Below are 24351 nucleotides of genomic sequence, written 5' to 3'. Positions count from 1 at the left end.
AAGTCAACTCGTGCGGCCGGCGGTCCCAGCCGCCTCGGCCCCCTCGCGGGCCTGTGCCGCGGCCCGCAGCGTCTCGATCTCCCGCTCGAAGTCGGCGAGCGACTCGAACGACCGGTAGACGCTGGCGAACCTCAGGTAGGCCACCTCGTCCAGGTCGCGCAGCGGGCCCAGGATGGCCAGCCCGACCTCGTGACTGGGGATCTCGGCGGCCCCCTTCGCCCGGACGGTCTCCTCCACCTTCTGCGCCAGCAGCGCGATGGAGTCGTCGTCGACCGGCCGGCCCTGGCACGCCTTGCGCACCCCGCCGATGATCTTCGTACGGCTGAACGGCTCGGTCACCCCACTGCGCTTGACCACCGCGAGGACGGCCTCCTCGACCGTGGTGAACCGCTTGCCGCACTCCGGGCACGAACGCCGTCGGCGGATCAACTGGCCGTCGTCGGCCTCCCGCGAGTCGACGACCCGGGAGTCGGGATGCCGGCAGTACGGACACCGCATGAGCCCGACCTCCTTTCCGCGACCGCGGGCCCACACCGGCCGCACTCCGGGCACGCGGCATCACGGCGAGCCATCCTTCGACGGTCTTCGCCGTGCCGGCTGTGCGGAGTGGCGGTCGGTAGTTGAACCCAACCTATAGGCAACTTACGCCCGTGTGACTACTACATCTAGGGGTTGACGGTATGCCGCCGAGGATCCGAGGTCAAGTTGGCCGGCGTGTCCGGCGCGTCACCCGCGTCCGGACCGCTCCCCTCTTCCCCGTCGCCCCGAAACCCAACCCCGCCGCCTCCGGTCCGGTTATCGGTCGGGCGGCTCGGCGTGCCGCACGATCCGGCAGATTAGAACAGCCGTTCGACGCGACGTACCATTTACCAGAACACGGGTACGACCCGCACGGCTTTTCACCCCGACACGCCGAGCAACGTCGTACAGATGTTTGAAAATGACCGATCTCACCTATACGGTCATGAACGACAGGCGCACGACGGATCTTCTCCGTCGGTGCGTCACCGCACCACCGCACGCACCACGAGCCGACGAGGCACCACAGCGCCGACCAGGGAGGACGGACGTGACCGAGGACCGGGCCAGCCGGCCGAAGAGCCCGCAGCAGATCACCGAGGCGGGCGCGGCGACCACGCGTCGCCGAGGCGCCGCGCGCGGTCGCACCGGCACGCCCGCCGTGCGCCCGGTCACCCCCGTGGTGAGCGCCTTTCCCGACCCGGCGACGGTCGACCTGACCGCCCGGCAGCGGCGGATCCTGGAGTTCATCCGCACCTGGGTCGAGCGGCACGGCTACCCGCCGAGCGTGCGCGAGATCGGCGAGGCGGTGGGCCTGGTCTCCCCGTCCAGCGTCGCCTACCAGCTGAAGGAGCTGGAGAAGAAGGGCTTCCTGCGGCGCGACCCCAACCGGCCGCGCGCGGTCGACGTCCGGGCGCCCAGCGAGGCGATCGACGACGAGCTGACCCGCTCCCAGCGGCCCACCCCGGCGTACGTGCCGATGCTGGGCCGGATCGCCGCCGGTGGCCCGATCCTCGCCGAGCAGGCCGTCGAGGACATCTTCCCGCTCCCCCGCGAGCTGGTGGGCGAGGGCGAGGTCTTCATGCTCCAGGTCAAGGGCGACTCGATGCTCGACGCGGCGATCTGCGACGGCGACTGGGTGGTCGTCCGGCAGCAGCCCACGGCCGACTCCGGCGACATCGTGGCCGCCATGCTCGACGGCGAGGCGACGGTGAAGACCTACCGCCGGCGGGACGGCCACGTCTGGCTGATGCCGCAGAACCCGGCCTTCGACCCGATCCCGGGTGACGACGCCACGATCATGGGTCGAGTCGTCGCCGTGCTGCGCCGCATCTGACCTCGCGCCGCCCCTGAGGCCCGGCCGTGCGGGTCAGCACGGGCGCCCTGGGGCCGCGTGCGGGATCAGTACCGGTCGCCGTAGTGGCCGCGCCCGGGCACCTGCCCGTACTGGCCGCCGCGGCCCTCGCCGTGGCCGTTCTCCCGGCGCCGACCCGCTCGCGGATCCGGCTCGCCGCCCCGCGGTGGCTCACCACGGCCGCCGCCGTACATCCCACCGCCGGGCGGGCCGCCGCCGTAGACCCCGCCGCGACCACCGGGGCCGGACCGACCGCCGTTTACCGGAGGGCCGCCGTTGACCGGAGGGCCGCCGTCGCCCCCGGGCCGGGCACCCCCACCGTAGACACCCCCGCCTGAGGGCCGGCCGCCGTAGACCCCGCCACCGGCGGGACGACCCCCGCCGTACACCCCGCTGCCGGCCGGGGCGGCAGCGGGCCGACCCGGCTCGCGGGGCCCGCCGTAGACCCCGCCGGCGGGTGCGCCGCCGTACACGGAGCCACGGGGGCGGTCGTCCGGGGCGAAACCGCCCGCATGATCCTCGTCATCCGGGTCACCGGCCGGCTTGCGCCGGGACCGCAGGATGCCGAACACGCCCGCACCCACCAGCACCACGCCGAGCAGGCCCACGGCGCCGACCAGGTACATGATGTCCTGCAGTGACAGGCTGTCGAACCAGGACGCCTCGGCCTGCTTCTTCGGGCCGGCCGCCGCCTCCGAAACCGGCTTCGCGCCCTCGGTCGAAGGTGTGTACGCGAGGATGTCGATCGGCTCGCCCTCGTCGAGCTGGCCGCCGTCGGAGACGGTGAGGAAGACCTTGCCGTCCGGGCTGTACGCGATCGCCTCACCGAACGGGTCGGCGAGCGGGGTCACCCGCGGCTCCCCCGTGGTGAGCGCCTTCACCACGTCCCCGTCGGTGACGTCGTACTCGAAGGCGTCCGCGTACGTGCGCAGCACCACCCGGGAACCGTCCGGGGACCGCGCGGCGCCGGTGATCGCCGTCCGTCCCAGCGCACCGAGCCGGTTGTCGGTGTCGGTCTTCGGCAGGGCGATCTCGCCGACCTTCTTCATCGGCGCGGGCTCGGTGTCGCCGCTGGGCAACTCGCCGTCGACCGTGAAGATCTCCGCCTTGCCGGAGGTGACCTTCGTGATGATCAGCGGCGCGTTGTCGTCGCCGATGACCATCGCCTCGGCGTCCCGCGGCTTGCCGTCCGGATACTTCAGGCGGTGCAGCACCGGCTGCTTCCCGCCGCCGACCGGCATGCTCCACACCGCCACCCGCTCCCGGCGGTTCTTGCTGGTCACGTTGTCACCGGTGTCGGCGATCCAGAGGGTCCGGCCGTCCGGCGAGAGCGCCAGGTCCTCGGTGTCGGCGGGACCGCCGCCGGAGTACCGGACCGGGTCCTTGGCGATCTTGCACTTGGTGTCGAGGAAGAAGACCCGCTTCCGACTGTCGAGGTCGGTGCCGTCGTTGATCACGATGTAGCCGGTCTTCGTGGCGACCAGCCCGGACAGCTCACGGAGCCGTTCGTCGGTCACGGTGCAGCGCTTCTGGCCCGCCGCCGAGGCCGGCGACGGCACGGTGACCAGAGCGACACCGGTGGCTGCCACGGTCGCCGCCAGCAGGCTGAGGGCACCCGTGACCGAGGTGAGAACGCGGCGCATCCTCATAGTGTCGCACGCCCCCGGCCCGTCACCGTGCGGCCGGACCGGCTAGGAACGCGACCCGACGGCCTGTGCCTCCGCCGCCCGGAAGGGCTCCAGCTCGGCGGCGAGCGCCGCACCGACCCGCACGTGCACCAGGGTGCCCTCGGGCAGGTGGGAGGTGCTGAGCACCTCGCCCTGCCGGTGCACCCGGGCCACCAGGTCACCCCGGTCGTACGGCAGGACCGCGCGGACCTCGACGGCCGGCCGCGGCAGCCGGGCCTCGATCGCGGCGCGCAGGTCACCGATGCCCCGGCCGGAGTGTGCGGAGACGAAGATCGCCTCCGGCCACAGCCGCTTGAGCCGCAGCAGCGTCTCCTCGTCGGCAGCATCGATCTTGTTCACCGCCAGCAGCTCCGGCAGCCGGTCGGCGCCCACCTCGGCGAGCACCTCGCGGACCGCGCGGACCTGCTCCTCCGGGTCCGGGTGGGTGCCGTCGACGACGTGCACCACCAGGTCGGCCTCCGCCACCTCCTCCAGCGTCGAGCGGAACGCCTCGACGATCTGGTGCGGCAGGTGCCGGACGAAGCCGACCGTGTCGGAGAGGGTGTAGAGGCGGCCGTCGCTGGTGGTGGCCTTGCGGGTCGTCGGGTCCAGGGTGGCGAAAAGCGCGTTCTCCACCAGCACGCCGGCACCGGTCAGCCGGTTGAGCAGGCTGGACTTGCCGGCGTTGGTGTAGCCGGCGATCGCCACGGCCGGCACGGCGTTGCGGGAGCGGCGGGCGCGCTTGGTCTGGCGTACCGTGCGCATGCCCTTGATCTCCCGGCGCAGCCGCGCGATGCGATGCCGGATCCGACGCCGGTCGGTCTCCAGCTTGGTCTCACCGGGACCACGCAGACCCACACCGCCGCCGGCGCCGCCGCCACGTCCGGAGCCACCGGTCTGGCGGGAGAGGGTCTCACCCCAACCCCGCAGCCGGGGCAGCAGGTACTCCAGCTGGGCCAGCTCGACCTGCGCCTTGCCCTCCTTGCTCTTCGCGTGCTGGGCGAAGATGTCCAGGATCAGGGCGGTGCGGTCGACCACCTTGACCTTGGTGCGCTGCTCGAGGTTGCGCAGCTGGGACGGGGACAGCTCACCGTCGCAGATCACCGTGTCGGCGCCGGTGGACAACACGACCGCGCCGAGGTCGTCGACCTTGCCCCGGCCGACGTAGGTGGCCGGGTCCGGCCGGTTGCGGCGCTGGATCAGCCCTTCGAGCACCTGCGAGCCGGCCGTCTCGGCCAGCGCCGCCAGCTCGGTGAGGGAGTTCTCCGCGTCCTGCTGCGTGCCCTCGGTCCAGACGCCGACGAGGACGACACGCTCCAGCCGCAGCTGGCGGTACTCGACCTCGGTGATGTCGGTCAGCTCGGTGGAGAGGCCGGGGACCCGCCGCAGCGCCTGCCGCTCCGACAGCTCGAACTCACCGGTGGTGGCGTCGAGCTCGTCGTCCTCGTAGGGAAGGACGGTCTCCTGCTCTCGCAAACTGCGTCTCCTGTCTGTTTTGTCCGCGGCCGACGGGTTTCCGGCGCGTACGAGCAATCCTGACATGTGCCAACGCCGTACGCACCCGCTATATGCCCGTCGGCGTACCGGCGAGTAGCGGGGCCGGATGCGCGCCGACCTGCGCGGGCGAGTAGAAATGCGGGCGAGCCGTTCAGCGCCGACGGAGGGATCTACGTGGCCATCACCCGACTGCCGAGTGCCGGATTCTCGATCACGATCCGGATCGCGGTGCCCGCCGACGCCTCCTCCATCGGGCGGCTGACCACGTCGGTCGGCGAGGCCGGGGCGATCGTCACCGCGCTCGACGTGGTCGACTCCGACCCCACCCACGTGCTCGTCGACCTGACCTGCGACACCGCCGACGCGAGCCACGCCGACCAGGTGGTCGACGCGCTCACCGCGCTGGACGGCGTGGACGTGCGCAAGGTCTCCGACCGCACGTTCCTGCTGCACCTCGGCGGCAAGATCGAGGTCAGCTCGAAGGTCGCCCTGCGCACCCGCGACGAGCTGTCCCGCGCGTACACCCCGGGGGTCGCCCGGGTCTGCCAGGCCATCGCGGAGAACCCGGCGGACGCGCGCCGGCTGACCATAAAGCGCAACACCGTCGCCGTGGTCAGCGACGGCTCCGCGGTGCTCGGCCTCGGCAACCTCGGGCCGGCGGCGTCGCTGCCGGTGATGGAGGGCAAGGCGGCGCTGTTCAAGCGCTTCGGCGGGGTGGACGCGTGGCCGGTGGTGCTCGACACGCAGGACGCCGACGAGATCGTGGCGATCGTCAAGGCGATCGCGCCCGCGTACGGCGGGATCAACCTGGAGGACATCGCCGCGCCGCGCTGCTTCGAGATCGAGGCGCGGCTCCGCGAGGCGCTGGACATCCCGGTCTTCCACGACGACCAGCACGGCACGGCGATCTGCGTGCTGGCCGCGCTGACCAACGCCCTGCGCGTCGTCGGCAAGGACCTCGCGGACGTGCGCGTCGTGGTCTCCGGCGCGGGCGCCGCCGGCACCGCGATCATGAAGCTGCTGCTGCGCCAGGGCGTGGGCGACATCATCGCGTACGACCGGGATGGCGCCCTGCACCGTGGGATGCCCGGGCTCAACCCGGCCTGGCAGTGGCTGGCCGAGCACACGAACCGGGAGAACTACTCCGGGGACCTGCGCGGGGCGGTCCGCGACGCGGACGTCTTCATCGGTGTGAGCGCGCCCAACCTGCTCACCGGTGACGACATCGCCACCATGGCCAAGGACTCGATCGTGTTCGCGCTGGCCAACCCGGACCCGGAGGTCGACCCGCGGGAGGCGCGCAAGCACGCCGCCGTGGTCGCCACCGGCCGCTCCGACCAGCCGAACCAGATCAACAACGTGCTGGCCTTCCCGGGCGTGTTCCGGGGCATGCTCGACGCGCACGCCGAGGAGTTCACCGAGGAGATGGCGATCGCCGCCGCTCAGGCCATCGCGGACGTCGTCGGCGAGGACAAGATCAACCCTACGGTCATCGTCCCCAGCGTCTTCGACTCCCGCGTCGCGCCCGCGGTGGCGGCCGCGGTCCGGGCCGCCGCCCAGAACCCGTCGGTGACCCTGCCCCCCGCCGCGGACCCGGGCCCGGCCGACCTCCCGGAGATCGCCGCCACCGCCAGCGCCACCCCGTAACGCACGCCCCTCGCCCGCCCCCCTCTCGCGCCCCCGCCCGCGTCGATCTTGCAGTTTCGGCCCTTGGTTTGCGGCTCTTGCCCGTTATGTCGGGGCAGGAAGTGCAAGATCGACGCGGGCGGGGGGAAGGGCGAGGGGAAGGGTGGGTCAGGGGTTCGGGGACAGGGTGGGGGTCAGCGCGCCGGTCGCGACCAGGACGGCGGGGCCGGCCAGCCAGCAGGTCTCCTCGGTGACGGTGACCGTCAGGCGGCCGCCGGGGACGTCCACCGCGACCACGCCGGTGTCCCGGCCCAGGTCGCGCAGGGCCACCGCGGCCACCGCGCAGGCGCCGGTGCCGCAGGAGAGGGTCTCCGCGCTGCCCCGCTCGTAGACCCGCATCCGGACGTGACCGTCGGTGCCGTCGACCGGGTCGCCCGGGGCGGTGAACTCGACGTTGACGCCGGTCGGGAAGACCGCCGCGTCGACCTCCGGCGCCCGGGTCAGGTCGAGCGCGGCCAGGTCCAGGCCGGCCGGCACCGGGCAGACCAGGTGCGGGTTGCCGACGTCGACGGCCGTGCCGGGCAGGGTCAGCCCGGGGAAGACGGTCGCGGTGGAGGTGTCGTGCAGGCGGGGGCGGCGCATCTCGACGGCGACCTCCGCACCCTCGACCCGGGCGCGCACGAGGCCGGCCCGGGTCGCCACCGGCAGGGCCGCGCCGGACGGCGTGGCCAGCCCGGCGTCCAGCAGGTAGCGGACGAACACGCGGGCGCCGTTGCCGCACATCTCGGCGAAGGAGCCGTCGGAGTTCCAGTAGTCCATGAACCACTCGGCCTCACCGGCCAGCGCGGCGCCGTCCGGGTGCTTGGCGGCGCGGACGACCCGGAGCACACCGTCCCCGCCGATCCCGCGCCGCCGGTCGCAGAGCGCCGCGACCAGCCCGGGCGTGAGGTCGAGCGCGCCGTCCGGGTCGGGCAGGATCACGAAGTCGTTGCCGGTGCCGTGCCCCTTGGTGAACTCCACGCCCTCATCATCGCGCAGCGTCCCCGACCACCCGCAGCGCATCCGCCACCAGCCCCGGCGACGCCGCGTCCAGCCACTGGATCCGGGGGTCGCGGCGGAACCAGGACCGCTGCCGGCGGACGAAGCGGCGGGTGGCGCGGATGGTCTCCTCGTACGCCTCGGTCTCGGTCAGCTCGCCGGCCAGGTACCGCAGGACCTGCTGGTAGCCGAGCGCCCGGCTGGCCGTACGCCCCTCCGCCAGGCCCCGGCCGACCAGCTCGCGGGTCTCGGCGACCAGGCCGTCGGCCCACATCCGGTCCACCCGCAGCGCGATCCGCTCGTCGAGCGGCGCGGTGTCCAGGTCGACGCCGACCTGCACGGACGGGTAGTACGGGGTGGGTCCGGGGAGCGCGGCGGTGAACGGGGCGCCGGTCAGCTCGATGACCTCCAGCGCGCGGACGATCCGCCGGCCGTTGTTCGGCAGGATGCTCGCCGCCGCCGCCGGGTCGGCCGCGCGCAGCCGCGCGTACAGGGGGGCGGGCCCGACCTGCGCCAGTTCCGCCTCGAGCCGCTCCCGGACGGCCGGGTCGGTGCCGGGGAACTCGAACCGCTCCAGCACCGCCCGCACGTAGAGCCCGGACCCGCCGACCAGCAGTGGCACCCGCCGGCGGGCCAGGATGTCGTCGACCGCCGCGCGGGCGAGCCGCTGGTACTCCGCGACGCTCGCCGGCTCGGTCACCTCCCAGATGTCCAGCAGATGGTGCGGCACCCCGTCGCGTTCGGCGACGGTGAGCTTCGCGGTGCCGATGTCCATGCCGCGGTAGAGCTGCATCGAGTCGGCGTTGACCACCTCACCGTCCAACGCGTGCGCGAGGGCGATGCTCAACGCCGACTTGCCGGCCGCGGTCGGCCCGACCACCGCGACCACGGCGCCGACCGGTGGCCGGCCGGCACCGCCCGGTCGGCCCGGCTCTCCCCCGGCCGGGCTGCTCACGCCGGCTCCCAGGAGGCGACGAGGTAGGTCACGCCGTAGGGCGCGGCGTCGTAGGTCAGCTCGCCCCGCCACTGGCCGCCGGCCGCGCGGACCGCGCCGGCGAGCACCTGCCAGGGCGCGCGCCCGGCGACCCTCAGCTCCGCCGACACCGCCGGGTCCAGGTCGAGGAGGGCGGCGGCGTCCGCGGTGGCCAGGGCCCGGGCCACCCCCCGGTCGTACGGCTCGGCGCGCGGGTCGTCGTGGCCGGGCGCCTTCTCGCCCCGGCAGGCCGACCCGTCGCCCATCACGAGCAGCGCGACCCGGGGCCGGTACCCGTCGACCTCGCGGCCGAGCCGGGTGACGTCGTCGGCCGGCGCGTCCGGGGCCACCTGGAGGCCGACCACGGCTGCCGCACCACCGTGCCGACCGAGCAGCCACGCGCCGACCGTCAGGCTCAACGGCAGCACCGCCCCCTCCCCGGGCAGCCCCGGCGCCAGCGGAACGGCCCGGTCGACGCCGAACGGGCGGAGGGTGCCGACGGCCGGCGGGTTGATCCACTCCGTCGTCGGCCCGGAGCCCAGCACCACGACGCAGTCCGGCCCGGCGGCGAGGAGCCGGGCGACGGCGGCGTCGCAGGCGGCGCGGAGGTCGGCCAGTTCCGGCGCGGCGGCACCGGCCACCTCGGGGACGAGCAACGGCGGGTGCGGGCAGACGGCGGCGGCGACCAGGGACACGAGATCACGGTATCGGCCGGGCCGGACGTGCCGCCGAGCACCTCGCCGCCACTCGGCTACCGGTTGGTACGCCGTACGGAGGATTCCGACACTCCCCCTCTGACGGGGGCGCTCGGGCGCTAGGACACCGTATGGTCACGGTCGGCGATAGGCGCTCGACGGGAGCGGGGGCGTACCTGTGACAATGCCGTGGAGAAACTTGGCTGCGCCGTGGCGGTGCTCGCGGGGACTGACCCGCGACACCGGGAGAACGAGGATGGGCACATGAGCGACTGGACTGCCTTCGGACGGGTGGACGCGGACGGCACCGTGTACGTGAAGACCGCCGAGGGTGAGCGGGTGGTCGGTTCCTGGCAGGCGGGTGCACCGGAGGAAGGACTGGCCCACTTCGCCCGTCGCTTCGCCGATCTGGTCACCGAGGTGGACCTGACCGAGGCTCGGCTCAACTCGGGCGCGGCGGACGCGAGCCACTCGCTCAGCACGATCCGCCGGCTGCGCGCCTCGCTGGCCGAGGCGCACGTGGTCGGCGACATCGACGGGTTGGCCACGCGCCTGGACCGGCTCGCCATCGTCGCCGAGGAGAAGGCCGGCGAGGCCCGGGCGGCCCGCGACGCCGCCCGCAGCGAGGCCCTCGCCCGCAAGACCGCGCTGGTCGAGGAGGCCGAGAAGCTGGCCGCGGAGTCGACCGGCTGGAAGACGGCCGGGGACCGGCTCAAGGAGATCCTCGAGGAGTGGAAGACCATCCGCGGGGTCGACAAGAAGACCGACGGCGAGCTGTGGAAGCGGTTCGCGGCGGCCCGGGACGGCTTCACCCGTCGGCGGGGCGCCCACTTCGCCTCTCTCGACGCCCAGCGCAAGCAGGCGCAGGCCGTCAAGGAGGAGCTGGTCGCCGAGGCCGAGAAGCTCAAGGACTCCACCGAGTGGGCGGCCACCGCGAGCCAGCTCAAGGAACTGATGAACCAGTGGCGCGCCGCGCCGCGTGCCTCGAAGGAGGCCGAGCAGCGGCTCTGGGAGAGGTTCCGGGCGGCTCAGGACGCCTTCTTCACCCGCCGCAGCGAGGTCTTCTCGGCGCGGGACAACGAGCAGCGCGCCAACCTGGAGCGCAAGCAGGCGCTGCTGGCCGAGGCCGAGGCGCTGGACGTCGACGGCGACCCCAAGGGCGCCCAGACGAAGCTCCGCGAGATCCAGGCGCAGTGGCACGAGGCCGGGCGGGTGCCCCGGGAGGCGGCGGCGGGCCTCGAGCGGCGGCTGCGCGCCGTTGACGAGAAGGTCCGCGAGGCGATGGACTCGGCGTGGCGGCGCACCAGCCCGCAGGACAACCCGCTGCTGGCCCAGATGCGGGCGCAGGTCGCGGAGGCCGAGGACCGGCTGGCCCGGGCCCGGGCGGCCGGCGACGCCCGGCGGATCAAGGAGGCCGAGCAGGCGCTCGCCTCGAAGCGCCAGTTCCTCCAGCTCGCCGAACAGGCCGGCTGAGCCGATCGTTGCGGAGGCCCCCGGTTCCCCTCGCGGGACCGGGGGCCTTCCGTTTTCCGCGGGGCTGACGGCCCACCGCGACATTTACATCGACGACCATCTGTGCTTTGCTGAGGAAAGCGCTTGCCCCCACTCGGGCGACCGCTCGGGAGCCGACCAGTTCGACGGCAGGGCGCACGCCCGCGACCGCCACCGCACCGCTGCCGCTGGGCACGGCAGCCTCCGATGCCGAGGCGGACCCTGCCGGCCACCCGGATGACGCAGCCAGGCGTGCACGGCGGCAGCTCAGCACGAGTCACCGCCGCGGCCGCCCGCGTCGCGGACGACTCCGGGCCGGTGCCGACAACCGGTCCACGACGTGCCGCCGCGCCATCCCGTCCAGTCCACGATTCGAGGGGAGAAACCCGTGCGCGCAAGACTCCTACGGCGGCTGGCGGTGCTGGCCGTGACGGTCCTCGCGGTGCCCGCGGCGGCCGTCGCGGTGACCAGCACCCCGGCCGGGGCGGCGACCGTCGACACCGGCGCCTGGTACGTCTTCGTGAACCGGCACAGCGGCAAGGCGATGGACCTGTGGGGCTGGTCCACCACCGACGGCGGTGAGATCCGGCAGTACACCCGCACGAACGCGACCAACCAGCAGTTCCAGTTCGTCGATGTGGGCAGCGGCTACTACCAGCTCCGCAACCGGCACTCGGGCAAGGTCGTCACCGTGCCCAACTCGAACGACGGCGTGCAGGTCACCCAGGTCACCGCGAGCAGCGACACCAAGCAGCACTTCAGCCTGAAGGACTCCGCCGGCGGCTACGTCCGGTTCCTCAACCGGCACAGCAAGAAGGCGCTGGACCTGTGGGCGTGGTCCACGGCCGACGGCGGGATGGTCTCGCAGTACGCCGACCTGGACGGTTACAACCAGCAGTGGCAGCTGGCCCGGGTCGACGGCGGCGGCACCACGCCGCCACCCCCGCCGCCCCCGACCGGCGGCCTGGTCGGCTGGGCCACCCAGAACGGCGGCACCACCGGCGGTGGCAGCGCCGCGACGACCACGGTGACCAGCGCGTCGGCGCTGAGCAGCGCGCTCGGCTCCAGCGGCGCGGCGGTGATCCGGGTCTCCGGCACCATCAGCTGCTCCGGCATGCTGCGCGTCCGGTCCAACAAGACCATCCTCGGCAACGCGGGCGCGACGATCTCCGGCTGCGGCTTCAACGTCAGCGGCGACCGCAACGTCATCATCCGCAACCTGACCTTCCGGGGCTGGGACGACGACGCGATCAACGTGCAGGAGTCGGCCACCAACATCTGGATCGACCACAACACCTTCACCGACGGCTACGACGGCGCGGTCGACATCAAGCGCGGCTCGGACTTCGTCACCGTGTCGTGGAACCGCGTCCACAACCACGACAAGACGATGCTGCTCGGGCACAGCGACGACAACGCCGGCCAGGACGTCGGCCACCTGCGGGTGACCTACCACCACAACTGGTTCGACGGCAGCAACCAGCGCAACCCCCGGGTCCGCTTCGGCAACCCGGTGCACGTCTACAACAACTTCTACGCGAACGTCGGCGGCTACGGCGTGGCGTCCACGATGAACGCCGGCGTGCTCCTGGAGGGCAACTACTTCGAGAACGTCGACGACCCGTACCACCTCGGCGAGGGCAGCTCCGGGCCGGGCGCCATCGTGGCCCGCAACAACCACTTCGTGAACTCCGGCAGCGGGCAGGCCGGCGGCAGCGTCGCCGGCATCCCGTACCCGTACAGCCTGGACAGCGCGAGCAGCGTCAAGTCGATCGTGACGGGCGGCGCGGGCGCCGGCCGGATCTCGGTCTGACCGCGCCGGTCGGGGTCCGCCGCACCCGGCGGGCCCCGGCCCCGGTCAGTGGGCGGCGCAGCCGGTCGCCGGCGCGGGCGCCGCGGCCGGCGCGCCGACCGTGGGCAGGCCGAGCAGCACCCCGGGGGTACGCGGTGCGCGCCCCGCCTCGGCCGCGTCCCCGGCCCGGGTACGCCGGTGGGCCAGCGGCACGCCGTCGGCGTTGAGATGGTGCGGGGCGGCGTACGTCACGACGGTGTGCACGATGTCCCCGGGGCGGATCTGCCCGGCGAGGTTCCCCGCGTCGCCCGGCTGGCCGTCCGCTCCGGCCGCGCCCGTCGCGAAGTGAACCAGGCGGCCGTCGCGGGCCCGGCCGGACATCCGGCCGGTGCGCTCGTCCTTGCGCCCCTCGCCGACGGCGACCAGCACCTCGACGGTCTCGCCCACCAGCTTGCGGTTCTCCGCCCAGGTGATCTCCTCGACGCAGGCGATCAGCCGGTCGTAGCGCTCCTGCACGACCTGCTTGGGCAGCTGCCCGTCCATCGTGGCGGCGGGGGTGCCGGGCCGCTTCGAGTACTGGAAGGTGAAGGCCGACGCGAACCGCGCCTCCCGGACCACGTCCAGGGTGCGCTCGAAGTCGGCCTCGGTCTCGCCGGGGAAGCCGACGATGATGTCCGTGGTGATCGCGGCGTCCGGCATCGCCGCGCGGACCTTCTCGATGATCCCCAGGTACTTCTCCGACCGGTACGAGCGGCGCATCGCCCGCAGCACGTCGTCCGAACCGGACTGCAACGGCATGTGCAGCGAGTGGCAGACGTTCGGCGTCTCGGCCATCGCGGCGATCACGTCGTCGGTGAAGTCCTTCGGGTGCGGGCTGGTGAACCGGACGCGCTCCAGCCCGTCGACGTCGCCGCAGGCGCGCAGCAGCTTGCCGAACGCGTACCGGTCGCCGAACTCGACGCCGTACGAGTTGACGTTCTGCCCGAGCAGCGTCACCTCCAGCACGCCCTCGTCGACCAGGGCGCGCACCTCGGACAGGACGTCGCCCGGGCGGCGGTCCTTCTCCTTGCCGCGCAGGGCCGGCACGATGCAGAACGTGCAGGTGTTGTTGCAGCCGACGGAGATCGACACCCAGCCGGCGTACGTCGACTCGCGGCGGGTCGGCAGCGTGCTCGGGAAGACCTCGAGGGACTCGAGGATCTCCACCTCGGCGGCCGTGTTGTGCCGGGCGCGCTCCAGCAGCACCGGCAGCGACCCGATGTTGTGCGTGCCGAAGACCACGTCGACCCAGGGCGCCCGGCGGACGATCTCGCCGCGGTCCTTCTGGGCGAGACAGCCACCGACGGCGATCTGCATGCCCGGGTGCCGGGCCTTGACGGGGCGCAGATGACCGAGGTTGCCGTAGAGCCGGTTGTCGGCGTTCTCCCGCACGGCGCAGGTGTTGAAGACGACCACGTCGGGGGTGTCGTCGGCCTCCGCGGCGCGCACGTAGCCCGCCCGCTCGAGCAGGCCGGAGATGCGCTCGGAGTCGTGCACGTTCATCTGGCAGCCGTAGGTGCGCACCTGGTAGGTGCGCGGGCTGCTCGCCGTTGCGGTAGTCATGACCAGGACAGCGTATCCGGGACGACCGGATGGGCCGGAACCGAGGAGGAGCCGTGTGCCGGAGCATCAAGACCCTGCGTGAGCCGTACACCCCGGAGGTGACCGACGCGGACATCCGGGCCGCGGCGTTGCAGTACGTCCGGAAGATCTCCGGGTTCCGCGCGCCGGCCGCCCACAACGCCGCGGCCTTCGACGCCGCGGTCGCCGCGGTCGCGTCGGCCACCGCGACCCTGCTCGACCAGTTGGAGGTACGCGGCGGGCGCCGGTAGCCGTCGGGAACGGGCCCGGGCTGTGCGCCGGGCGTGACCAGGGGCCCGGCCCCGCAGCTCAGGCCGCGGCGAGTGCGGGGAGCACCGAGTCGGGTGCCCAGCGGGAACGGTGGCACCTCGACCAGCCCCGGCAGCCCGGGTTGGCCTCGGTGCAGAGACGCTGGTTGCTGAGGACCTCGCCGTCGTCGGTCTCGCGGACGTCGAAGTGCACCGGGCGGATCGTCCCGTCGGGGGCGACCAGCAGGTGCCGGGTCTCGTCGAGCGTGTCGTCGCGCAGCACGCAGTTGCGGTCCAGCAGGCGGGCGAGGGCCGCGACGCTGGGCAGCTCGGACAGGGCGTCCGGCACCCCGTAGCAGTCGACGATCGTGGCGAACTCGCCCGGCGCCCGCCAGACGTCACAGACCACGGCGTATCTCGGCAGGCGCGCCGGGTCCGCCACCGCCAGGGGCATCACCACCCGGCCGAGCGCCTCGGCCAGCGCCGGCCAGACCTCCGTCGGCCGCACCTGGTCGATTCTCCAGTTCCACAGCTCGGTCATGCCGCCTCCTCGCTGTGCTCGTCCCACCGGCCTCCGGATCGGGCCTTAATGACGATGGTGGGGTGCATATGACCTCAGCCGGGCGCAAGTTACCGGTCTGTGACCATTCAGGGCAAAATTTCCTGGGGCGTCATTGCTTCCAGTAGCCGGAAGATGACAGTTTATCGGGTATGGTGCCGCGTCCCGGCAACCGACACGGGCTCAGCGCAGGACGATCAGGTGCTCGCCCCGGGGCAGCAGCTCACCGATCACCGGGGCGCCCGGCAGCTCACCGGCGACCAGCAGGCCACCGGAGGTCTGCGCGTCGGCCAGCAGCAGCCGGTCCGCCCCGCCCGCCGGCCCGAAGTCCGTCCACGGGCCGACCCAGTCCAGATTGCGTCGGGTGCCCCCGCTGACGTGGCCGTCCCGGACCGCCTCCCGGGCGCCCGCCAGGTACGGCACCCGGGCGGTGTCGATCGCGACCGTCAGCCCGCTGGCCCGGGCGAGCTTCGACGCGTGGCCGAGCAGCCCGAAGCCGGTCACGTCCGTGCCGCAGCGGACCCCGGCCGCCACCGCCGCGCGAGCGGCGTCCCGGTTGAGCGTGGCCATCGTCGCCACCGCCTCCGGGAAGGCCTCCCCGGTGGCCTTGTGCCGGGTGTTGAGCACGCCGACACCGAGCGGCTTGGTCAGCGACAGCGGCAGCCCGGCCCGGCCGGCGTCCAGCGTGATCAGGTGCTCCGGGCGAACGGTCCCGGTGACCGCCAGCCCGTACTTCGGGCCCTCGTCGTCGACGCTGTGGCCGCCGGCGAGGTGGCACCCGGCCTCCCGGGCCACGTCCCGGCCGCCGCGCAGCACCTCCCGGGCCAGCTCCAGCGGGAGGACGTCCCGTGGCCAGCAGAGCAGGTTGAGCGCGACGAGCGGCGTGCCACCCATCGCGTACACGTCGGAGAGGGCGTTGGCCGCGGCGATGCGCCCCCAGTCGTACGCGTCGTCGACGACCGGGGTGAAGAAGTCGGCGGTGCTGACCAGGCCGGTGCGCTCGTCGAGGCGGACCACGGCGGCGTCGTCGCCGTGGTCGAGACCCACCAGCAGGTCGGCGGCGCCCGCCGCCGGACCGAGGCCGGCCACCATCGCCTCCAACTCGCCGGGCGGGATCTTGCAGGCGCAACCGCCACCACGGGCGTACCGGGTCAGCCGTACCCGTTCGGTCATCCCTACATGATCTCCAGGGCGGGTGATCGTCGCCACTCGTACGGTCGGAATCCGACTCTCGACGCATCCCGACCGGGGTGTTACCGCTCCGTGACCAACTGAGTTGCGTTCCGCCATATTGCGCCGCCTACAGTTGCCCAACCGGAGGTCATCCGACCTCCCACGCGCGACGACAGGGGACGGTGGACGACGTGACGACGGGCGAACCGCTCATCGTGCTGGACTCGGTCAACAAGTGGTTCGGGCCCCTGCACGTGCTGGACGACGTCTCCCTGTCGGTCGGGCGCGGCGAGGTCGTCGTCGTCATCGGCCCGTCCGGGTCGGGCAAGTCGACGCTGTGCCGCGCCATAAACCGGCTCGAGCCGATCAACTCCGGCACCATCACCTTCGACGGCCAGCCGCTGCCGGCCGAGGGCAAGGCCCTCGCCAAGCTGCGCAGCGAGGTCGGCATGGTCTTCCAGTCGTTCAACCTCTTCGCGCACAAGACCATCCTGGAGAACGTGACCCTGGGGCCGGTCAAGGTCCGCAAGGAGAAGCCGTCGGTGGCCCGCGAGCGCGGCCTGGCCCTGCTGGACCGGGTCGGCATCGCCAACCAGGCCGACAAGTTCCCGGCCCAGCTCTCCGGCGGCCAGCAGCAGCGGGCGGCGATCGCCCGCGCGCTGGCCATGCAGCCCAAGGCGATGCTCTTCGACGAGCCGACCAGCGCGCTCGACCCGGAGATGGTCGGCGAGGTGCTGGACGTGATGACCGCCCTGGCCCGCGACGGCATGACGATGGTCGTCGTCACGCACGAGATGGGCTTCGCGCGGCACGCGGCGAACCGGGTGGTCTTCATGGCCGACGGTCAGCTCGTCGAGGACGCGCCGCCCACGGAGTTCTTCGCGAACCCGCGCAGCGAGCGGGCCAAGGACTTCCTCTCCAAGATCCTCACGCACTAGGCATCCCGTAAGTGGAGGCGTGCCGTCCCCGGCCGGCTCCGTCGAAGAAGGAGAAGAGTATGCGTATGAAGCGCGTAGCGGCGCTCGCCGCGGCCGCCACCCTGGCGCTCGGCCTGGCCGCCTGCGGTGGCGACAACGCTGACGACGAGGGCACCGGCTCCGGCAGCAAGTCGTTCGCCGCCGGCAGCACCATGGAGCGCCTCAACAAGGCGCAGGCGATCAAGATCGGCACCAAGTTCGACCAGCCGGGCTTCGGCCTCAAGGGCCTGTCGGGCAAGCCGGAGGGCTTCGACGTCGAGATCGCGAAGATCATCGTCGACGAGCTGGGCATCCCCGAGGACAAGATCGAGTGGATCGAGGCCCCCTCGAAGGTCCGCGAGGACGTCATCGTCAACGGCACCGTCGACCTGGTCGCCGCGACGTACACGATCAACGCCCCGCGCAAGGAGCGCATCGCCTTCGCCGGGCCGTACTACGAGGCCGGCCAGAACATCATGGTGAAGAAGGACGACAGCGCCATCACCGGCCCGGACTCGTTCAAGGACGGCACCAAGAAGGTCTGCTCGGTGACCGGCTCGACGCCGGCCGAGGAGATCAAGAACTACGTCAAGGACGTCGCCACCCAGCTCGTCCTGTTCGACACGTACGACAAGTGCCGGGACGCCCTCAAGGGCGGCCAGGTCGACGCGGTGACCACGGACAACGTCATCCTGCTCGGCTACATCGCCAAGGACGAGGCCTCCTTCAAGCTGGCCGGCGAGAACTTCACCAAGGAGCCCTACGGCATCGGGGTGAAGAAGGAGGACACCGACTTCCGCAACTTCATCAACGACGTGCTGGAGAAGGCGTTCACCGACGGCCGCTGGCAGAAGGCCTGGGACGACACCGCCGGCAAGTTCGGTGCCGAGCTGGGCAGCGCGCCGACCGTCGACCGCTACTGACCTGACCGGCTGATCTGGAGGGTGGGGAGGAAGTCCGACCCGTGAGTGTGCTCATCGACAAGTTCGACGTCTTCGCGGGTGGTTTCTGGCTCACCCTCCAGATCTGCCTCCTCGCCGCGATCGGCGCCCTCATCCTGGGCGCCGTCGTGGCGGTCCTGCGGATTTCCCCGGTGCCGCCGCTGCGGGCGGTCGGCACCGCGTACGTCAACATCTTCCGCAACATGCCGCTGACCGTGGTGATGTTCTTCGCCGCGTTCGGCCTGCCCGCGCTCGGTTCCAACGCGGACTTCCTCCGCATCCCCGGGCTGGACATCGTGTTCAAGCGGCTCGGCACCGACCTGCCGTACTTCCGCTTCGGTCTCATCGCCCTGGTGCTCTACACGGCGGCGTTCGTCTGCGAGGCGCTTCGCTCCGGCGTGAACGCGGTGCCCGCCGGGCAGGCGGAGGCCGGCCGGTCGCTCGGCCTGACGTTCAGCCAGAACCTGCGGTACGTGGTGCTGCCGCAGTCCTGGAAGGCCTCGATCGTGCCGCTCGGCTCGGTGATCATCGCGATGATCAAGAACTCGGCGCTGGTCGGCTTCTTCGGTGTCGTCGGCGACCTGTCCCAGACCGCGGACCAGCTGACCTCCGCCGAGGGCCACCCCTTCATCCCGGTCGCCATCGGCATCTCGATCGGATACCTGATCATGACCGTACCCCTCGGCGCGCTCCTCGACCGGATCGAGCGGCGGCAGGCGGTGGCCCGATGAGCCAGCAGACCGTCCTCTACGACGTCCCCGGGCCCCGGCAGCGCCGGATCACCCTCATCGGCAGCATCGTCGCCACGATCCTGCTGCTGGTCGGGGCGTACTTCCTGATCTACAAGCCGCTGGACGACAAAGGCCAGTTCTCGATGGAGCTGTGGGGGCCGCTGGTCGACCCCGGCAACGAGAACTTCGCGCTGGTCTGGGAACGCATCGGCGTCGGCTTCAAGAACACCCTGATGGCGGCCGCGCTCGCCATCCTCACCTCGCTGATCGTCGGCACGCTGCTGGCGGTGCTGCGGATCCAGCTCAAGAGCCTGAGCCGGCGCCGGTTCACCGGGCTCACCGCGCCCCTGGCGTACCCGCTGCGTGCGTTGAACCTGGCGCTCTCGGCCATCACCCGCGTGTGCGTCGAGGTCTTCCGGGGCCTGCCGGTGGTCATCACGATCTTCTTCGTCGCCCGCGGCTTCCCCGAGTTCGGCGTCACCTTCGACACGCTCTGGTACCTGGTCATCGGCCTCACCATCTACAACTCGGTGGTGATCGCCGAGATCCTCCGCTCCGGCATGGAGGGCCTCCCCGGCGGGCAGGCCGAGGCCGCCGCGGCGGTCGGCCTCTCCCCGCTGCAAACCACCCGGATGATCCTGCTCCCGCAGGCGTTCCGGATCATGCTGCCGGCGCTGATCAGCCAGCTGGTGGTCGTCCTCAAGGACACCTCGCTCGGCTTCATCATCAGCTACGAGGAGACCCTCAACATCGGCAAGCAGATCATCGGCGCGCTGGACAACCCGATCCAGGTCTACACCGTCATCGCCGTGCTGTTCATCGTCGTGAACTACTCGCTGTCCAAGCTGGCGCAGTACGTGCAGCACCGGCTCTCCCGAGGCCGCAAGACCGCGAACACCCCGGCCCAGCAGCCCCCGGCCGCCGCCCTCATCTCGCAGGCCGAGGGCGGCACCGGCGGCGCCTGAGCCACCGACGACGTGCGAAGGGGGGCGCCCGCGGGCGCCCCCCTTCGTCGTACCGGAGTCAGCGGGCGATCTCGGTGACCCGGGACTCGCGGACCACCGTCACCCGGATCTGGCCGGGATAGGTCAGCTCCTCCTCGATCTGCTTGGCCACGTCCCGGGCCAGCACGGCGGCGCCGATGTCGTCGACGTCGTCCGGCTTCACCATCACCCGGATCTCCCGGCCGGCCTGCATCGCGAAGACCTTCTCCACGCCGAGCTTGCCGGCGGCGATCTCCTCGATCCGCTCCAGGCGCTTCACGTACGCCTCGAGGCTCTCCCGCCGCGCGCCGGGCCGCCCGCCGGAGCAGGCGTCGGACGCCTGGGTGAGGACCGCCTCGATGGTCTGCGGCGGCACCTCGTTGTGGTGCGCCTCGATGGCGTGCACGACGTCCTCGTTCTCGCCGTACTTGCGGGCCACGTCGGCGCCGATGATGGCGTGGCTGCCCTCCACCTCGTGGGTCAGCGCCTTGCCGATGTCGTGCAGGAACGCGCACCGCTTGATCGTCGGGACGTCCAGCCGCAGCTCGGCCGCCATGATCCCGGCGATGTGGGCGGTCTCGACGAGGTGCTTGAGGACGTTCTGCCCGTACGACGTGCGGTAGCGCAGCCGGCCGAGCAGGGTGACCAGCTCCGGGTGGATCTCGGTGATGCCGACCTCGACCAGGGCGTCCTCGGCGGCCCGCTGGCAGAGCTGCTCCACCTCGTGCCGCGCGAGGTCGTAGACCTCCTCGATCCGGTGCGGGTGGATCCGGCCGTCGAGCACCAGCTTCTCGAGGGTGAGCCGGCCGACCTCCCGGCGGACCGGGTCGAAGCAGGACAGCAGCACCGCCTCGGGGGTGTCGTCGATGATCAGGTTGACTCCGGTCACCGATTCGAAGGCGCGGATGTTGCGCCCCTCGCGGCCGATGATCCGGCCCTTCATCTCGTCGCCCGGCAGGTGCAGCACGCTGACCACGCTCTCCGCGGTCTGCTCGCTGGCCACCCGCTGGATGGCCTCGACGACGACGTGCCGGGCGCGCTCCTCGGCGGTGCTGCGCGCGTCCGCCTCGATGTCGCGCACCAGCAGCGCGGCCTCCCGCTTGGCCTGCGCCTCGATCGCCTCGATCAGCTCGGCACGGGCCGCGTCCGCGGTGAGCCCGGCGACCCGTTCCAGCTCGCGGCGGCGCTGCTCCTCCGCCCGCGCCAGGTCCTCCTCCCGCTGCGCGAGGGTCGACTCGCGGGCGGCCAGGGCGGCACCGGCCGCGCTCAACTGCCGCTCCCGTTCGGCTAGCCGCTCCACCTCCTCGGTGTGCAGCCGCTCGCGCTCGTCCATCCGGGCCGCCCGGCGCTCCACCTCGGCCGCCTGCTCGCGGGTCGTCGCCGCGAGGACGGCGACCTCCCGCTCACCGCTGCGCCGCGCGGTGGCCCGGAGCTGCTCGGCGTCGGCCTCGGCCTGCTTGTGCGCCCGTTCCAGGATGGTGTCCGCCTCGGCGCGGGCGTCGTCGAGCACCCGCCGCGCCTCCGCCCGGGCGGCCTTCGCCTCGGCCTTGGCGGCGGCCGCCTCGGCGCGCGCCGCCGCGGCGGCGGACTTCGCCACGTCGATGGTGCTGTTCGCCTCGTCCGCCGCCGACCGCAGCGCGGCCAGGGACTGCTCCTGGCGGTCCTTCTCGGCGATGAAGGCCGGATCCTCCGGTGCCGGCGCCGTCCCGAGCCGGCGCACCACCCGGACGCCGAGCAGCACCGCCCCGAGCACCACCAGGGTCAGCAGCAGCACGGCCACGAGGAGGACGATGTCGAACCCGCTCATGCCGGCGCTCCGCCGCGCTCCGTGCCACCCTGAGGCAGCACGGCCCCGAGCCGGTGATTCGCTCGCTGGCGCTCGCTCATGCCGCGCCCCCGCGCGCAGCTGCCCCGGTGCATGTCGGGCCGGGCCAGGTGCCCGTTCCGTCCGGGGTCTCCCGGTGCCGGCAGGCACGGTGGTCGCCTGGTGGTCGAGAGGGGCGCGCGCCGGGCGCCCCGGCCCGCCCGCTCATTCCGATCTCCCTGCTGGCCCCTGCAACCTCGCCATGACGCGCCTCCCCTGAACGTCGCGCCGCAGGCACGTGCCGGTGGGCACGCTCCTGCGGCTCTGGACGCCCGACCGGAGCGGCTGGCCGTGGGTAGCCCTCCCCGCCGGCGGTGCCTGGGCGGCATCGTCGACGGCCAGGTGCAGTTGTCGCGTCGGCTCGGGACCGGCCTGTCCAGAGCTGACACGGAGGCCGACGGGATCGGCCAAAGTGATGCTGTTCTGTTACGCGATCTATGTTGTGCGCTTAGCCTGCGTTGGTCGGGCAATGTGAGCCGTTATGGCGAGGCTAGGTCTCCGGAGGCGCTCCGGTCAAGAACTCATGATCAAACCCCCCGAACGGAGAGAACACGGACCGTGACTTTCCGCTGATCGGAAGGCCGGACAGCGAGGGACAAAGAAGGACAGGCCAACAGGTGGAAGGCCGGTCACGGCCGAGACGGACCTGCCCGCCCACCCGGACGACGGATCCGTTCCCCGGACCCGCATCCGTCTGCTCGGTGTGGGCGTGGTGATGGTGCGCTTCCGCCGCTGACCCGCCGGCCACGATCCGGCGGGCGGGGAAGCTCAGCCGAACGGGCGGCTGTCGCGGTCGAGGTCGTTCTCGGCGTCGGCGAGGGCGTCGGCGTCGATCTGCTCGGCGAACTCGGCCGCGTCGGCGCTCTGCGCCGCGATGGCGTCCTTCACGGCGCGGATCGCCACGCCCGGCGGGTAGCCCTTCCGGGCCAGCATGCCGACCAGCCGCCGGAACACCGCGTCCGGCGCGCCCCGGGTCGAGCGCAGCTTCCGCTCCGCCAGGGCCCGGGCGGTCTCGGCCTCGGTCTCGTCATCCAGCTCGCCGAGCGCCGCCTTCGCGACGTCGCCGTCGACCCCGCGCTGGCGCAGTTCGGTCGCCAGCGCCCGGCGGGCGAGGCCCCGCCCGGCGTGCCGGCTGGACACCCAGGCACGCGCGAAGGCGGCATCGTCGATGATGCCGACCTCGTCATAGCGGTCGAGGACCTCGGCGGCGACCTCCGCGGAGATGCCCCGCTTCGCCAGCGCACCGGCCAGCTCGGCCCGGGTACGCGGACGCACGGCGAGCTGACGCAGGCAGATCTCCCGGGCGACCTCGGCCTCGTCCCGAGGTGGTGTGGCCTCGGCGTCGGTGTCGGCGGCCCGGCCACGGCGACCGCGACGCGGCTCCCCGTCACCCGCGCGGGGCGGGCTGGCGTCCCAGCCCCGCCCCGTGCGGGCACGTCGTGATGCCACGGGTCTTCGATCAGAAGTCGACCGGCGGCAGCTCCGGGCCACCGGCGGCGTCGCCCGCGCCGATCCCGACGCCGAGCTTCTCCAGGATCTTCTTCTCGATCTCGGCGGCCACGTCCGGGTTCTCCCGGAGGAACTCGCGGGCCTTCTCCTTGCCCTGGCCGAGCTGGTCGCCCTCGTAGGTGTACCAGGCGCCGGACTTGCGGATGATCGCCTGCTCGACACCCACGTCGATCAGCGAGCCCTCACGGGAGATGCCCTTGCCGTACATGATGTCGAACTCGGCCTGCTTGAACGGCGCGGCGACCTTGTTCTTCACGACCTTGACCCGGGTGCGGTTGCCGACCACGTCGGTGCCGTCCTTGAGGCTCTCGATGCGGCGCACGTCGAGCCGGACCGAGGCGTAGAACTTCAACGCCCGACCACCCGTGGTGGTCTCGGGCGAGCCGAACATGACGCCGATCTTCTCGCGGAGCTGGTTGATGAAGATCGCCGTCGTGCCGGTGTGGTTGAGCACACCGGTCATCTTGCGCAGCGCCTGGCTCATCAGCCGGGCCTGCAGACCCACGTGGCTGTCGCCCATCTCGCCCTCGATCTCGGCGCGCGGCACGAGCGCGGCGACCGAGTCGATGACGATGATGTCGAGCGCGCCGGAGCGGACCAGCATGTCCGCGATCTCCAGCGCCTGCTCGCCGGTGTCGGGCTGGGAGACCAGCAGGGCGTCGGTGTCGACGCCGAGGGCCTTCGCGTACTCCGGGTCGAGCGCGTGCTCGGCGTCGACGAAGGCGGCGATGCCGCCGGCCCGCTGCGCGTTGGCCACCGCGTGCAGCGCCACCGTGGTCTTACCGCTGGACTCCGGACCGTAGATCTCGACCACCCGGCCGCGGGGCAGACCACCCACGCCGAGCGCCACGTCGAGCGCGATGGAGCCGGTCGGGACCACCGCGGTCTGGATCACCGGGCGCTCGCCGAGCCGCATCACCGAGCCCTTGCCGAACTGCTTGTCGATCTGAGCGAGAGCAAGGTCGAGTGCCTTCTCCCGATCAGGCGCTGCCGCCATCGTTGCCACCCCTGCCTTCGCCGGCGTCTTTGCTGAGCTTCGCGTCACGCGGACACGCTAGGCGCTGGGTCCGACAGAAAACCAGCGGCCATGCCGCGCGCTGTGGACGAGCACCCCG

General features: G+C 72.4%; 21 protein-coding genes. 9 read left to right on the top strand and 12 right to left on the bottom strand.

The genetic code is table 11. The features are described 5' to 3' along the window. Positions 1-3: 3 nt before the first annotated feature. Entirely contained in the window at positions 4-498 is a 495-nt protein-coding gene (gene nrdR, locus EV376_RS12795; protein WP_130322978.1) for a transcriptional regulator NrdR, read from the bottom strand. A 571-nt stretch (positions 499-1069) separates the two neighbouring features. Here nrdR and lexA point away from each other — a divergent pair. After that, the gene (lexA, locus tag EV376_RS12790) at positions 1070-1855 is read left to right on the top strand and encodes a transcriptional repressor LexA (protein ID WP_130322976.1); all 786 of its coding nucleotides are present in this window, start codon (positions 1070-1072) and stop codon (positions 1853-1855) included. A 65-nt stretch (positions 1856-1920) separates the two neighbouring features. Here the strand turns inward: lexA and EV376_RS12785 are convergent, their stop codons facing one another. Beyond that, a complete protein-coding gene (locus EV376_RS12785; protein WP_130322974.1) occupies positions 1921-3516 on the bottom strand; it encodes a hypothetical protein in 1596 nt (531 codons plus the stop codon). Positions 3517-3564: 48 nt separating this feature from the next. Continuing rightward, positions 3565-5016, bottom strand: coding sequence for a GTPase HflX (gene hflX, locus EV376_RS12780; protein WP_130322972.1), 1452 nt, complete (start codon positions 5014-5016; stop codon positions 3565-3567). A gap of 195 nt (positions 5017-5211) precedes the next feature. Between hflX and EV376_RS12775 the strand changes: the two genes are divergently transcribed. After that, positions 5212-6684, top strand: a complete 1473-nt coding sequence (locus EV376_RS12775; protein ID WP_130322970.1) for an NAD-dependent malic enzyme — start codon at positions 5212-5214, stop codon at positions 6682-6684. A gap of 147 nt (positions 6685-6831) precedes the next feature. On the opposite strand, the gene dapF is transcribed toward EV376_RS12775, so the two are convergent. Genes dapF through EV376_RS12760 form a run of 3 tightly spaced genes read right to left on the bottom strand, consistent with a single transcriptional unit; the run spans position 6832 to position 9369 of the window. Next, positions 6832-7683 carry a diaminopimelate epimerase gene (gene dapF, locus EV376_RS12770; protein ID WP_130322968.1) on the bottom strand — a complete coding sequence of 284 codons (852 nt, stop codon included), beginning with the start codon at positions 7681-7683 and terminating at the stop codon, positions 6832-6834. Between the two features lie 7 nt (positions 7684-7690). Further along, positions 7691-8656 carry a tRNA (adenosine(37)-N6)-dimethylallyltransferase MiaA gene (miaA, locus tag EV376_RS12765; protein ID WP_486482608.1) on the bottom strand — a complete coding sequence of 322 codons (966 nt, stop codon included), beginning with the start codon at positions 8654-8656 and terminating at the stop codon, positions 7691-7693. After that, positions 8653-9369 carry a class III extradiol dioxygenase subunit B-like domain-containing protein gene (locus tag EV376_RS12760; RefSeq protein ID WP_130322966.1) on the bottom strand — a complete coding sequence of 239 codons (717 nt, stop codon included), beginning with the start codon at positions 9367-9369 and terminating at the stop codon, positions 8653-8655. The genes miaA and EV376_RS12760 overlap by 4 nt, the downstream gene beginning before the upstream one ends. Positions 9370-9633: 264 nt before the next feature. On the opposite strand from EV376_RS12760, the gene EV376_RS12755 reads away from it, so the two are divergent. Further along, entirely contained in the window at positions 9634-10842 is a 1209-nt protein-coding gene (locus EV376_RS12755) for a DUF349 domain-containing protein (protein ID WP_130322964.1), read from the top strand. Positions 10843-11248: 406 nt separating this feature from the next. After that, complete coding sequence (locus tag EV376_RS12750; protein WP_130322962.1) at positions 11249-12673, top strand: pectate lyase family protein; 1425 nt, start codon at positions 11249-11251, stop codon at positions 12671-12673. A 45-nt stretch (positions 12674-12718) separates the two neighbouring features. On the opposite strand, the gene miaB is transcribed toward EV376_RS12750, so the two are convergent. Further along, the gene (gene miaB, locus EV376_RS12745; RefSeq protein ID WP_130322960.1) at positions 12719-14254 is read right to left on the bottom strand and encodes a tRNA (N6-isopentenyl adenosine(37)-C2)-methylthiotransferase MiaB; all 1536 of its coding nucleotides are present in this window, start codon (positions 14252-14254) and stop codon (positions 12719-12721) included. 53 nt (positions 14255-14307) lie between these two features. Here miaB and EV376_RS12740 point away from each other — a divergent pair, with 53 nt between their 5' ends. Beyond that, on the top strand, positions 14308-14523 hold the full coding sequence (locus tag EV376_RS12740; RefSeq protein WP_130322958.1) for a DUF2277 family protein: 216 nt from the start codon (positions 14308-14310) through the stop codon (positions 14521-14523). A gap of 58 nt (positions 14524-14581) precedes the next feature. On the opposite strand, the gene EV376_RS12735 is transcribed toward EV376_RS12740, so the two are convergent. Continuing rightward, positions 14582-15061, bottom strand: a complete 480-nt coding sequence (locus tag EV376_RS12735) for a hypothetical protein (protein ID WP_130322956.1) — start codon at positions 15059-15061, stop codon at positions 14582-14584. Between the two features lie 201 nt (positions 15062-15262). Beyond that, on the bottom strand, positions 15263-16252 hold the full coding sequence (gene selD, locus EV376_RS12730) for a selenide, water dikinase SelD (RefSeq protein ID WP_130322954.1): 990 nt from the start codon (positions 16250-16252) through the stop codon (positions 15263-15265). Between the two features lie 182 nt (positions 16253-16434). On the opposite strand from selD, the gene EV376_RS12725 reads away from it, so the two are divergent. From EV376_RS12725 to EV376_RS12710, 4 genes are read left to right on the top strand one after another with little or no spacing between them, the layout of a single operon-like run. Next, the gene (locus tag EV376_RS12725; RefSeq protein ID WP_130322952.1) at positions 16435-17190 is read left to right on the top strand and encodes an amino acid ABC transporter ATP-binding protein; all 756 of its coding nucleotides are present in this window, start codon (positions 16435-16437) and stop codon (positions 17188-17190) included. 59 nt (positions 17191-17249) lie between these two features. After that, complete coding sequence (locus EV376_RS12720) at positions 17250-18131, top strand: glutamate ABC transporter substrate-binding protein (RefSeq protein ID WP_130322950.1); 882 nt, start codon at positions 17250-17252, stop codon at positions 18129-18131. 41 nt (positions 18132-18172) lie between these two features. After that, complete coding sequence (locus EV376_RS12715) at positions 18173-18880, top strand: amino acid ABC transporter permease (protein WP_130322948.1); 708 nt, start codon at positions 18173-18175, stop codon at positions 18878-18880. Then, positions 18877-19845: an amino acid ABC transporter permease gene (locus tag EV376_RS12710; RefSeq protein ID WP_130322946.1), complete on the top strand. Its 969-nt coding sequence runs from the start codon at positions 18877-18879 to the stop codon at positions 19843-19845. Before EV376_RS12715 ends, EV376_RS12710 begins: the two co-directional genes overlap by 4 nt. Positions 19846-19903: 58 nt before the next feature. On the opposite strand, the gene rny is transcribed toward EV376_RS12710, so the two are convergent. From rny to recA, 3 genes are all read right to left on the bottom strand, one after another. Next, positions 19904-21670 (bottom strand): ribonuclease Y, encoded by a 1767-nt coding sequence (gene rny, locus EV376_RS12705; protein WP_130322944.1) that lies wholly within the window; start codon positions 21668-21670, stop codon positions 19904-19906. A gap of 825 nt (positions 21671-22495) precedes the next feature. Further along, complete coding sequence (locus tag EV376_RS12700; protein WP_130322942.1) at positions 22496-23176, bottom strand: regulatory protein RecX; 681 nt, start codon at positions 23174-23176, stop codon at positions 22496-22498. A 10-nt stretch (positions 23177-23186) separates the two neighbouring features. Further along, positions 23187-24233, bottom strand: coding sequence for a recombinase RecA (gene recA / locus EV376_RS12695; protein WP_130322940.1), 1047 nt, complete (start codon positions 24231-24233; stop codon positions 23187-23189). Positions 24234-24351 lie beyond the last annotated feature (118 nt).

The sequence above is a fragment of the Micromonospora sp. CNZ295 genome, assembly GCF_004217535.1.
Note: the sequence above shows the minus strand (reverse complement) of the source record. Positions and strands in the feature narration are given on the sequence as shown.